Genomic DNA, 12,473 nt, shown 5'->3' with positions numbered 1-12,473 from the left:
CTCCCAATACGCTCGCCACGCAAAGCAGACATTTGCCGCAGAGAACCGATTGTAGTGTAAATTGCCGCGAAAAATGACACAGTGCGACGATGACGGCGAGGACAGTGGCATGACAGAGGCGGTACTGCTCGTCGGCGGCAAGGGGACCCGGCTCCAGCCGCTGACCCTCAACACGCCGAAGCCGATGGTCCCTGCCGCCGGGGTGCCCTTCATCGCCCACCAGCTGGCCCGCGCCAGAGCCGCCGGGGTCGACCACGTCGTCCTCGCCACGTCCTACCTCGCCGAGGTCTTCGAGCCCTACTTCGGCGACGGCTCCGCCCACGGCCTGCGGCTCACCTACGTCACCGAGAAGGAACCGCTGGGCACGGGCGGTGCGATCCGCAGCGCCGCGAGCGCCCTGACTGGCGGCCCCGCCGCACCCGTGCTCGTCTTCAACGGCGACATCCTCACCGCCCTCGACATCCAGGGCCTGCTGCGCCGCCACGAGCGGGCCCGGGCCGAGGTCACCCTGCACCTCACCCGCGTCGGCGACCCCCGGGCCTTCGGCCTGGTGCCCACCGGCCCCGACGGGCGCGTCCTGGCCTTCACCGAGAAGCCGCGGCACCCCGAGGAGATCGTCACCGACCAGATCAACGCCGGCTGCTACGTCTTCCGGCGCGACGTCATCGACACCATCCCCACCGGCCGCCCCGTCTCCGTGGAGCGTGAGACCTTCCCCGGGCTGCTGGCCGCGGGCGCGCTGCTGCACGGCGTCGTCGACGCCTCCTACTGGCTGGACCTCGGCCGCCCCGCCTCCTTCGTCCAGGCCTCGGCCGACCTCGTACGGGGCGTCGTCCGCTCCCCGGCCGTCCCCGGTGAGCCGGGGGAGTTCCTGCTGCTGCCCGGCGCCCACGTCGAGGCCGGGGCCGGGCTCGGCGGCGGCACGGTCGTCGGTGCGGGGGCGTACGTCGCGGCGGGCGCCGACGTCGAGGGCTCCGTCGTCCTGGACGGCGCGCGCGTCGAGGCGGGCGCCCGGGTGCGCGCCAGCATGGTCGGCCAGGGCGCCCGGGTGGGCCCGCGCACCGTGCTCGACGGAGTGGTGATCGGCGACCACGCCGTGATCGGCGCGGACAACGAACTCCGTGACGGCGCCCGCGTCTGGTGCGGCATGACCATCCCCGACGCCGCCATCCGCTTCTCCGCCGTCTGAACCGGACCCCACAGGCCACGCCGACCCACACCGACAAGGACAGGCCATGAGTGCAACCCGCACACCCGCCGTGACCCCGCTTCCCGCGGAGTGGGGGCGCACCGCGACGACCGTGGTGATGCCCACGTACAACGAGGCGGACAACCTCCCCGCCATGGCCGAGGCGCTCATGGCGCTGCCGCTGGAGGGGCTGCGGCTGCTCGTCGTCGACGACAACAGCCCCGACGGCACCGGCAAGATCGCCGAGGACCTCGCGGAGCGCCACAACCGGCCGGACCGCACCCGGATGTCCGTCCTGCACCGCACCGCCAAGGACGGCCTCGGCCGTGCCTACGCCGCCGGCATGGCCCGCGCCGTCGACGAAGGGGCCGCGTACGTCGTCCAGATGGACGCCGACGGCAGCCATCCGGCCGACAAGGTGCCCGAGTTGCTCGGCGTCGCCCTCGCCACCGGCGCGGACGTCGTCGTCGGCAGCCGCTATGTGCCGGGCGGCACCCTCTCCGACGCCTGGAAGATCCACCGCAAACTGCTCTCCCGCTGGGCCAACGCCTACGCCAGCACGATCCTGGGCACCCGCGTCCGCGACATCACCGGCGGCTTCAACCTCTGGAGCGCGGACGCCCTGCACGCCATCGACCTCGCCACCGTCGACAGCGCCGGATACAGCTTCCAGGTCGAGATGAAGTACCGGGCCCTGCGCGCCGGGCACACCGTCATGGAAGTGCCGATCCACTTCGAGGACCGCACGGTCGGCGAGTCGAAGATGAACCTGGCCGTGCAGCTCGAATCCGTGGCCATGCCGTGGCGACTGCGCGCGAGGGCCGCCCGTGCCACCGGCGACCGCGCCCGCTGAGCGCATGACCCCGCGCGCCGCCGGGGTCCTCCGGCCGGGCCCGCACGCCCCGCACCGGGCGGTCGCGGCCTGCGCCCTGCTGCTCGCCGCCCTGCTGCTGCTCATGGTCGTACGGCTGCCGTGGGCCGGTGACCTGGGGATGCACGCGGCCGTCCTGGAACGGCTGCGCGCCGACCCGCTCCACCCCGGCAACCCCCTGGTGCACGCGGACACCTCCAGCCCCTACTACTCGCCGTGGACGGTCCTGCTGGCGCTGTCCGCCTCCGCGGCCGGCTGGGGCACCTTCACCGTGCTGCGCCTGGGCGGCCTCGCCGGGCTCGTCCTGCTGGGCACCGGCGTCGGGGCGTTCGTCCGCACCTTCACGCGCGCGTGGGCGGCGGTTCCGCTGGCGCTGCTGTGCGTCCTCTTCCTCGACGGCGTGCGGCTGTTCGCCTGGAGCGGCTTCCCCGGACTGGTCTCGCTGTCGCTGACCCTCGCCTACCCCAGCACCCTCGCACTCGGCCTCGCCTTCCACCTGTGGGCGCTGCTGCGCAAGGCACTGACCGGAGGCGGTCGCGGGCTGTCCCGCCTCCTCGCGCTCGGGCTGCTGCTGGCGTGCGTCCTGCTCATCCACCAGTTCACGGGCGCGGTCGCCGTGCTCGGCGCCGCCGCGATCCTGCTCGGCGCCCGGCCCCGGCCTTCCGCCGCGGTGTGGGTACGGGTGGGCGCGGCGGCCGCCCTGGCCGCCGTGGTGCTCGCCTGCTGGCCGTACTACTCCTTCTTCGCGCTGCCCGGCGCGGGCGCCCTGGACGACATCCACCGGCCGCTCTACGACCACCTCGCGACGAAGTTCGGCCTGGCGGCCCTCGGCGTGCCGGCCCTCGCGGCCCGCTGGCGGCGCGACCGCCGCGACCCCCTGGTGATCTTCTTCGGGCTCGGCCTCCTGGTCTTCGCCGCGGGCGGCGCCCTCGGTCACCAGGCGTGGGGCCGGATCCTGCCCGCCGCCCTCCTGCCCGCCCAACTGGCCCTCGCCGTCGAGGTGGCCGACGGCGCCCACCGGCGGCTCCGCGCCGCTCTCCTCCCGCTGACGGCGGCCGCCCTGCTCGCCGGCGCGTGGACCCAGGCCGGCGCGCTCACGTACGTGCTGCGGCCCGCTGCCCTCCCGCCCCCGCTGCGCACGGTGCACGCGATCGCGCTGTGGCCGCAGTTCCGCTGGGCGGCCCGCGCGATGCCCAAGGGCGCCACGGTGATGACCGACAACTACTACGCGCTGCGGACCATCCCCGCCTACGGCCCGTACACCGTCGCCCCCGCCTACCCCGACGTCTTCCTCCGCGACGAACGCCACCGCCGGGACGCGACCCGCCGCTACTTCTCCCCGGCCGCCTCCCGGGCCGAACGGCTCGGCATCCTCAAGGAGTTCGGCGCGCGCTGGGTGCTGCAGAGGAACGGCGGACCGGGGCTGCCACCGGACGACCCCGCGCTCAGGAAGGCCGCGCGCGGGCCCGGCGGCTTCGTCCTGTCGGAGGTGGTCGACCGGTGAGCGGCTCCCGCGGCGCGCCGGACGTCGTCCACTCCCGGTGGCCGGGCTCCGCCGACGCCCTCGGCCGGTGGCTGCGCGGCCGCGCGCCCCGCCCGCTGCTCGGCGCGGCCCTGCTGGTCTTCGCGCTGGACGTGGCGCGGGTGCTGGCCGGTACGCGCACGGGCATCGACAACGCCGTCGTCGTGCGCGCGGCGCGGACCCTGCTCGACGGCGGCTCGCCGTACACGGACAAGCGCTTCCTCTACCTCCCGGGCGCGGTCTTCGCGGCGCTGCCGCAGACCCTGGCCGGTGACCGCGTGCTGTTCTACGCGGTGCCCGTCGCGACCGCCCTGCTCGGCCTGGTGGGCGTGCTCGCCTCCTTGCGGATCTTCGACGTACGGGCCGACAGCCGGCTCGCGGCCGCCCTGGTCGCGGGACTCGGGCTGTTCGAGCCGTTCCACGGCCTGGTCAGCCTCGGCAACTGGACGGTCCTGTCCGCCATTGCCTTTCCCGTCACCCTGCTGCTCGCCCGGCGCGGCCACTGGTGCGCGGCCGCCGTGGTGACCGGCGCGGCCATCGCCCTGAAGCCGATGCTCGTGCCGCTGCTGCTCCTGTTCGTGCTGGCCCGGCGGTGGCGGGCGCTGGCGTGGGCCGTCGGCGTCCCCGCGGCGGTGTCGCTGGCGGCGGCGTCGGCCATGCCGCGGCCGGGGCGGTTCTTCACCCGGACGCTGCCGTTCCTGCTGCACGGCCAGGACTCCTACGCCCGGCCGTTCGACGCCTCCTGGACGACCGTGCTGCCCCGGCTCGGGGTGCCGTCGCCCCTGGCCTTCGCGCTCGCGGGCGCCGCGGCGCTGACCGTGCTCGCCCTGGCCCGGGTGCGCTGGCGGGCCGGGGGAGACGAGGGGGCGCGGCTCGTGGAGTGCGCGTCCCTGCTGATGCTCGCGGCGTTCCTGGTGTCCCGGCCGTCGTTCCAGCACTACATGCTGGTCGTCCTGCCCTCGCTCGTGGCCTCGGTGGTGGTGCGCGGGGCCGCGGCCCGCTCGGTGTGGTTCTGGCTCCCGCTGCTCCCGGAGCTCGCCGCGGTGCGCTGGCCCTATCTGGACAGCGCGCGGAGGCATGCCTTCCGGGACATCGTCATGATCACGGGCGTGGCGGCCGTGCTGGCCGTACGGGCCTGGCGCGGGCGGGCACGACCCGGACGCGATGTCACTGTCAGTGGTCGCGTCTACTCTTTCCGTGGTGATCCCGAAGGCGGGGATCACGTGGACCGCTCGGAAACGGGGTGAGTGATGAGCGCTGTGCGACGGCCCGGTCGCGAGGGCCCGGATGTCAGTGTCGTGGTGATCGCCTACAACGACGCCGAACGGCTGCCGCGCGCCGTGCGGTCCGTGCTCGGACAGTCGCTGCACGCCCTCGAAGTGATCATCGTCGACGACTGCTCGACCGACGACACGTCCGCCGCCGCCCGCGAACTCGCCGCAGCCGACCGGCGGGTGCGCGCCCTGCGGCTGCCCGCCAACAGCGGCGGCTGCGGAGCCCCGCGCAACGCGGGCATCGACGCGGCCCGCGCGCCCCATGTGATGTTCCTCGACAGCGACGACGAACTCCCCTACCACGCCTGCAAATCGCTGCTCCTGACCGCCGAGGAAACCGGCGCCGACCTCGTCACCGGCGAGGTCACCCGCCTCTTCGAGGAGACCGGCACCACCGGCCTGTGGTATCCCGAACTCTTCGACGACGTCCACGTCTTCGACGGCATCCGCGCCGCCCCCCGGTACTTCCTGGACGCCCTGTCCACCAACAAGCTCTACCGCGCCGACTTCCTCGCCCGGCACGGCCTGCGCTTCCCCGAAGGCGTGCACTACGAGGACTCCCTGTTCAGCGCCCAGGCCCTCACCCTCGCGCGCCGCTTCGCCGTCGTCCCCTGGCCCGTCTACACCTGGTGGCTGGCCGCCGACCCCGCCACCCCGTCCATCACCGCCGGCCGCCACCGCATCGAGAGCGTGCGGGACCGCGTCACCGTCGCCCGGCTCGTCGACACCTTCCTGGAGGAGACGGGCAACACCGACCTGCGCACGGCCAAGGACGAGAAGTTCCTCCGCCACGACCTCCGCCTCTACCTCGGCGACCTGCCCTTCCGCGACCACCGCTGGACCGCGGAGTTCGCCGCCGCCGTCACGCCCTACCTGCGCACCCTCACCCCCGAGGCCCACGCCGCGATGCCCCGCGAACAGCAGATCTGCCACTACCTGCTGGGCGCCGGCCGGTTCGCCGAGGCCGCCGAGTGCGCCCGCACCCTCGACCGCCCCCACCTCGCCCCCCGCCACGTCGTGCACCAGGGCGGCCGGACGTACTGGGGGCCGCTCCCCCCGGCGGGCCCCGAGGCGGCCGAAGGGCTCGACATCACCACATGGCACCTGGACCGGCAGCCGTTCACCGGCGGACCCCTGCGCCACGAAGTCGCGCACATCGCCCCCGAAGGGCCCCTGCTGAGGATCCTCCTGCACACCTACGACCCCGCGCGGCTGCTCCCCGACGCCGGGCCCCTCACCGCCGAGCTGCGCGTCGCCACCACCGCGGACCCCCTCGCCGTGCCCTTCCGCTACGACCCGGCCCCCACCGGCACGGACGGCCCGTCCGCCCCCCGCACCGCGACCATCGACCTCGACCCCCGGCGGATCCCCCTCGGCGTCAAGGGATTCCGCGGCCGCCGCCACCCCGTGATCGTCCTCGACCGGATGGGCCTCACCCGCACCGACCCCCTGCTGGTCCCCGGCGACCTCACCACCCTGACCCTGCACCCGGCACGGCACCGGCTGCGCATCGGCCGCGAGGGCCAGGGGGCCGGCCGGCTCGAACTCACCTGGGAACGCACCGGAGTCCTCGGCCACGCCGAGGCCGCCGCCCCCCGCCTGGCGGCCGTCCACCGCGGGATCCACCGGCTCACCCGCCGCGTCACCGGCCCCCGCGCCAAGGCGCTCACCTACCGCGAGCTGCAGAGGCTGCCCATCGACGACGAACTGGTCGTCTTCGAGGCCATGGAAGGCCGCGGCTACACCGACAGCCCCCGCTACCTCCACGAGGAACTCCAGCGCCGCGGGCTCCCGCTGCGCGCCGTCTGGTCGTACGCGGGCAGCCGCTCCTCCTACCCCGAGGGCACCCCCCTGATCCGGCGCGGCAGCTGGGAGTACGTCCGCACCGTCGCCCGCGCCCGCTACTGGGTCGACTCGCACGGCTTCCCCCTGCTCTACGGCAAACGCCCCGGCGCCCGCTATCTCCAGACCTGGCACGGACAGGCCTTCAAGCACATGGGCTTCGACGTGCCCGAACTGCGCCTCGCGGGCGCCGAACGCAGGCGGCAGCACCGCGAGACGGTGGCCCGCTGGGACGCCCTCATCGCCCCCAGCGAGGAGTTCGAGAAGACCTTCGTCCGCGCCAACGGCTACACCGGCGAGCTGCTGCGCACCGGCCTGCCCCGCAACGACCCGCTCGTGCGCGCCCACGAACCCGAACAGCGCGAGCGCGCCGCCACCACCCGGGAGCGGCTCCAGATCCCGCCCGGCCGCAAGGTGCTGCTCTACGCCCCCACCTTCCGCGACGGGGCGCGCGGGGCCGGCGAGTCGATCCGGGTGGACCTGGCCGAGCTGGTGCGGCACACGGGCGAGGAGTGGACGATCGTCGTCCGCCCGCACTACTACGAACGCTTCACCGTCCCCCGCGAGCTGGGCCACGCGGTGCGCGACGGAAGGGAGTTCATCGACGTGAACGACCTGCTGCTCGCCTCCGACGCGCTGCTCACGGACTACTCCTCGGTGATGTTCGACTACGCGAACCTCGGGCGGCCCATCCTCTTCTACACCGACGACTACGCCGCGTACCGCTCCCTGTCCCGCGGCACCTACTACGACCTGGCCGAGATCGCCCCCGGGCCGCAGCTCGGCACGGTGGCCGGGCTGGCGGGGGCGCTGAGGGACCTGGACGCGGTGCGGGAGGAGTGGGCGCAGCCGTACGAGCGCTTCCGCAGGCGCTTCAACCCCTACGCGGACGGGCGCGCGAGCGAGGGCGTGGTGAAGCTGTTCTTCGAGGGCGGCGGCCCGCCGGAGCCCGGCCCGGGCGCCAACGGGCCGGGAAGGGAGGGGCGATGACGTCGCGCAATCTGTTCCTCGTCGGCATCGATGTCGACTCCATGGGCGGCTCCCAGCGTGTGCTGCACACCCTCGCCCAGGGCTTCGCCGAGCGCGGCCACCGTGTGGAGCTCATCGGGATCCGGCCGAGCCCCGAACCCCACGCCTACACCGCCGACCCCGCCTACGCGCACACCGTCCTGCACCGCTCGCCCGCGGTCCCGCCCCGGCCTGCCACCTCCTTCGCCGAGCGGCTGAGCCCCGCCAGGACCCGCGCCGCCCACGCCGGACGGCGGGAGCGCGACCTGGCCCGCGCGCGGCTGGCCGCGCGCTTCGCGCAGGTGCCGGACGGGCTGGTGATCATCGGCTCGCCCTGGGCGGCGGACTGGCTGGAAGCGGTGGAGTGGCCGCACCTCAAGGGCATCGGGCAGTACCACGAGTCCTTCCTCCAGGCGTGCGCCTCCGAGAACCTCCGGCTGATCCTGCGGCACTACCCGGCGCTGGAGAAGTCGGTGTTCCTGAGCGAGCCGGACGCCGCGGAGTTCCGTCGCAGGCGGCTGCCCAACGCGACCGTCCTGCCCAACCCCCTGCCCTTCGAACCCGGCCCGCCCGCGCCCCTGGACACCCGCCGGATCGGCGCCGTCGGGCGGCTGGAGGAGGTCAAGCGGCTGGACCGGCTGCTCGACGCCTTCGCCGCCGCGGACACGGCCGAGCCGGGCTGGGAGCTGCACTGCTTCGGCGACGGCCCGCTGGAGCCCGAACTGCGGTCCCGCGCCGAGCGGCTGGGCATCGGGGACCGGGTGCGGTTCCGCGGGAGCGTACGGGACATGGCCGCCGCATACCGCGAACTGTCGGTCCTGGCCCTCACCAGCGAGCGCGAAGGCCGCCCCATGGCGCTGGCGGAGGCATCGGCCGTGGGCGTCCCGTGCGTCAGCTTCGACCTGTCCGGCGGCGTACGCGAGTTGATCGCCCACGGCCGCACCGGCACCCTCGTCCCGCCCGGGGACGTCCCGGCCTTCGCCGAGGCCCTCCGCCGGCTGATGACCGACGCACCACTGCGTTCGCGCTACGGGCGGGCGGCCCGGTCGCACGTCGCGCCGCTGCGGCTGGGGGAGGTGCTGGGGCGATGGGAGGCACTGTTCGCGGAGACCGACCGGTAGGCGGTGGCCGGGCGGTATTGGGTGCGGGTGCTTTGCCGGGTGCGGCTTGTCGGCGCCTGCGGCGGGCGGCCTCAAACGCCGGCCGGGCTGATTCTTTGGGCTCGTCGCCGTTTCCACGGTGCGGGGCCGTGCCGCTCCGGAGGAGTACGGGACTGCTTCGCTTTACGTCCCGCACTCCTCCTGCGCGTCCCGCCCCCTCACGCCGGTGGGTGGACCTCCAGCCCGGGTGCGCAAATTCAGCCCGTCCGGCGTTTGAGGACAGCGCGCGGAGCGTGCTTCGGGGTCCGGGGCGGAGCCCCAGTTGTGGGAAGGGGCGGGTCTGGGGAACAAGCCCGCCGGGCCGCACCCGAGCGGGGACCCGGGGCGGAGCCCAGGCCGCGGAGCCGCCAGAGCCGCCGCCAGGCGAAGACCGCCACCGCGAGCGGCCCCGCGGCCACGCGGAGGGCAAGGGAGCCGGCCGCCGTCGCATACGGCCGGGCCAGCAGGAGGCCGAAGCGCCGGCTCGGCAGGGCGAGCCGCCGCAGCGCCCGCCCCGTCGCGCGGACGGACGTGCGGAAGGAGCCGCCCGACGCGAGGTGCGGCCGCACGCGGATGTCCCAGGACTGGGGCGAGGCGCCCGCGCCGTCGCGGATCCCCAGCCGGGCGAGGCGGGCGAGGCGCAGCGGCAGCCGTACGGTCCAGGGCGGGCCCCCGTCGGTCAGGGGGACGCCGCAGCGCAGGGCCGCCGTGCCGTTGCGATGGCGCAGTTCGACGTCGATGGTGCGGGGCGGGTCGGCGGCGAGCCGCCCGTGGAGGTCGTGGACACTCAGGCGCAGTTCGGCGCGCAGGGGCCGCAGTTCGGCGTCGACGGTCACCGGGAGCTGGGCGAGGGGGACGACGGCCGGGTCGGTGAGCCCGTCCAAGGGGGCGGCCGGGAGGTCGGGCGCCCAGACCGGGTCGCCGTCGTGCCGCGCGTAGGGCGGTGGCAGGCGGGCCGGGCGGGCGGCGAGCTGGGAGAGGCGGGCGAGGTCGCGCGGCGCGTCGGAGGCCAGGATCACGCGGGCGATCCAGCGGGCCGGGGCCCGGGCCGCGCAGAGCTCCGCCTCCTCGTACGCGGCCAGATAGCCGCGGGTGATCCGCCACCACGCGTGCTGGTATCCGGGGCTGCGGGTGGGCAGTTCGCGGACGTACATCCGCAGGTCGTGGTCGAGGAACTTCACCCGCGCCGCGCGGGCCAGCGGCTTGCTGCCCGCGTCGCGGAAGACGTCCACGCTGCGCCGGTGGGCGCCGACACGGGCCTGCCAGTTGGCGATGCGCTCGCGGTCCAGGGAGATCGAGGGCGCGGCGGCGTCGCGCCGCACGTGCCAGACGTAGACCGTGTCGGGCACGGTCGCGATGCGGGGCGCCGCCGCCAGCACCTGCGCGGTGAAGACGAAGTCCTCGTAGATGAACGGCCCTTCGGGGAAGGCGATGGCGTGCTCGGCGAGGAAGGCGCGCGAATAGAGCTTGTTGACGCACAGGGTGTCGTGGAGGAGCGCCGGGCGGTCCTCGGGCGCGCGGGCGCCGGCCCGCCGGTAGAGGCCGGGCTGCCAGCGGGTCTCGCGGCCCTGCGGCAGTTCACGGCGTACGCACAGGCCCGCGGCCACCGGCGCCCGGTGCCGCAGTGCGGCCCGCAGCAGGGCCTGCGCGGCGCCGTCGGGCAGCGTGTCGTCGCTGTCGAGGAACATCACGTACGGCGCGGTGGCGGCCCGTACGCCGTCGTTGCGCGGGGCGCCGCAGCCGCCACTGTTGACGGCGCGGTGGATGACCCGCAGGCGCGGTTCGCGTGCGGCGAGCGCGTCGAGCACCCGGCCGGTGCCGTCGGTGGAGGCGTCGTCCACGGCGATGACCTCGGCCACGGCGGGCCCCTGGGCGAGGGCCGAGCGCACGGCGTCGCCGATGTGGGCCGCGTCGTCGAAGCCGATGACGATCACGCCGACCTGCGGGGCGGTGGGCGGTTTCCTGGACTCGCTGGCGTCTGCCTCCACGAAAGCCATTTTTACCTACAAATCATCACCATCGGGGATATTCGCCACCCGGGCGTGGCCGGGCGGGACACGGAGGGACCGGGATGCGGACAGTGCTGGTGAGGCGGGCCGGTGCGGCCGGCGAGGAGGCCACGGCTCCCGGGGCGGTGCCGGAGCCCGCGCGGCGCGGCGCCCGGCGGGCGGCCGTGCTCGTCCCCGCGGCCGCGATGCTCGGCGCCGGGCTGTGGGGGCTCGACCGGGGCACGATGTGGCGGGACGAGAGCGCCACCTTCCAAGTGGCGCGCCGCTCGGTGCCGCAGATATGGGACCTGCTCGGCACGGTCGACGCCGTCCACGGCCTCTACTACCTGCTGATGCACGTCGTCCTCGCCGTCCGCGCCGACGAGATCGCGCTGCGGCTGCCCTCCGTCGTCGCCTCCGCGGCCACCGCCGCGCTCGTCGGCGCGCTCGGCTGCCGCCTCGCCCGCCCCCGCGTGGGCCTGTGGGCCGGGCTGCTCTACGCCGCCACCCCGTTCGTCGGCCACTACGCCCAGGAAGGCCGCTCCTACGCCCTGGTCGCCGCCGGTGCCGCGCTGGCGACCTGGCTGCTGGTCCGCGCCGTGGAGGACGGCGGCCGCGGGCGGTGGGCCGGGTACGGCGCGGTGGTCGCGGTCACCGCGCTGCTGCACGAGTTCGCGGTCCTGCTCCTCGTCGCGCACGCGCTGACCCTGCTCGTCTCCCGGATACCCGGGCGGACCTGGCGCGCCTGGGCCTGCGCGGCCGCCGCCGCGTGCGCGGCACTGGCCCCGCTGGCGGTGCTCTCGCGCGGCCAGAGCGCCCAGGTCTCCTGGATCAGGACCCCCGGGCCCGCGGAGGCGGAAGCGCTCCTGCGCGCCTTCGCCGGGCCCCGGGACCTGGTCCTGGCCGGCACCCTGCTGCTGGTCGCCGTGGCCCTCGCCGCCCCGGCGCCCCGCACGGGCCGCCTCCACCTGAACGCCGTCGCCCTGCCGCTCGCGCTCGCACCCCCCGTCCTGCTCTACGCGGCCGCGCAGGTCCAGCCGCTCTTCCTCGACCGCTATCTGCTGTTCTGCCTCGCGGGAGTGCCGCTGCTCGCCGCGGCCGGTGCCGACCGCGTCCTCGGGCAGCTGCCGTGGCGGCGCGCCGTGGCGGTGGCGGGGGCCGCCGCCGTCCTGGCCGCCTTCCTGTGGCAGCTGCCGCAGCAGGAGCGCGAGCGGCTGCCCGTCAGCCGCGGCGACGAACTGGCGCCCGTGGCCCACCTGGTCGGCCGCCAGGCCCGGCCGGGCGACGCGGTGCTCTTCCTCCCGCTCTACGAGCGCCGCGTCGCACTCGCCTATCCGAAGGACTTCACGGGCCTCGGCGACCTCACGCTGAAGCGGTCCGCGGCCGCGTCCGGCACCCTCTTCGGCGAGGAGGTCACGGCGCGGGAGCTGCGCGCCCGGCTGGCCCGGCTGCGCCCGGGGGCGCGGGTGTGGGTGGTGGCGGACACCAACACGGTGGGCACGCGGTGGTTCCGGGCCCGACCCGCGGAGTCCGCCAAGTGGGACGAACTCCGCGAGTTCTGCCGGGAGGAGTCCTCGGCGTACGTGCGCGGGGGAGTGGTGACCCGCTACGTACGCCGCGACTGAGGTCCGGGGGTCCCG

At 75.2% G+C, this 12,473-nt stretch carries 8 protein-coding genes; 7 read left to right on the top strand and 1 reads right to left on the bottom strand.

Features of this window, described 5'->3' with window-relative positions; translation table 11 throughout:
- Positions 1-109 precede the first annotated feature (109 nt).
- Genes manB through ABD269_RS12550 form a run of 6 tightly spaced genes read left to right on the top strand, consistent with a single transcriptional unit; the run spans position 110 to position 8,827 of the window.
- Positions 110-1,189, top strand: a complete 1,080-nt coding sequence (gene manB, locus ABD269_RS12575) for a mannose-1-phosphate guanylyltransferase (RefSeq protein WP_301887097.1) — start codon at positions 110-112, stop codon at positions 1,187-1,189.
- A gap of 46 nt (positions 1,190-1,235) precedes the next feature.
- Positions 1,236-2,042, top strand: a complete 807-nt coding sequence (locus ABD269_RS12570) for a polyprenol monophosphomannose synthase (protein ID WP_344117918.1) — start codon at positions 1,236-1,238, stop codon at positions 2,040-2,042.
- Between the two features lie 4 nt (positions 2,043-2,046).
- Positions 2,047-3,564 carry a hypothetical protein gene (locus tag ABD269_RS12565; RefSeq protein WP_344117917.1) on the top strand — a complete coding sequence of 506 codons (1,518 nt, stop codon included), beginning with the start codon at positions 2,047-2,049 and terminating at the stop codon, positions 3,562-3,564.
- A complete protein-coding gene (locus tag ABD269_RS12560; RefSeq protein ID WP_344117916.1) occupies positions 3,561-4,829 on the top strand; it encodes a glycosyltransferase family 87 protein in 1,269 nt (422 codons plus the stop codon). Before ABD269_RS12565 ends, ABD269_RS12560 begins: the two co-directional genes overlap by 4 nt.
- A gap of 3 nt (positions 4,830-4,832) precedes the next feature.
- On the top strand, positions 4,833-7,688 hold the full coding sequence (locus tag ABD269_RS12555; protein ID WP_344117915.1) for a bifunctional glycosyltransferase/CDP-glycerol:glycerophosphate glycerophosphotransferase: 2,856 nt from the start codon (positions 4,833-4,835) through the stop codon (positions 7,686-7,688).
- Positions 7,685-8,827 carry a glycosyltransferase gene (locus ABD269_RS12550; RefSeq protein WP_344117914.1) on the top strand — a complete coding sequence of 381 codons (1,143 nt, stop codon included), beginning with the start codon at positions 7,685-7,687 and terminating at the stop codon, positions 8,825-8,827. The genes ABD269_RS12555 and ABD269_RS12550 overlap by 4 nt, the downstream gene beginning before the upstream one ends.
- A gap of 236 nt (positions 8,828-9,063) precedes the next feature.
- Here the strand turns inward: ABD269_RS12550 and ABD269_RS12545 are convergent, their stop codons facing one another.
- A complete protein-coding gene (locus tag ABD269_RS12545) occupies positions 9,064-10,842 on the bottom strand; it encodes a glycosyltransferase (protein ID WP_425572882.1) in 1,779 nt (592 codons plus the stop codon).
- Between the two features lie 74 nt (positions 10,843-10,916).
- On the opposite strand from ABD269_RS12545, the gene ABD269_RS12540 reads away from it, so the two are divergent.
- A complete protein-coding gene (locus ABD269_RS12540; protein ID WP_344117911.1) occupies positions 10,917-12,458 on the top strand; it encodes a glycosyltransferase family 39 protein in 1,542 nt (513 codons plus the stop codon).
- Positions 12,459-12,473 lie beyond the last annotated feature (15 nt).

The sequence above is a fragment of the Streptomyces blastmyceticus genome, assembly GCF_039521185.1.
GTDB lineage: Bacteria > Actinomycetota > Actinomycetes > Streptomycetales > Streptomycetaceae > Streptomyces > Streptomyces blastmyceticus.
Note: the sequence above shows the minus strand (reverse complement) of the source record. Positions and strands in the feature narration are given on the sequence as shown.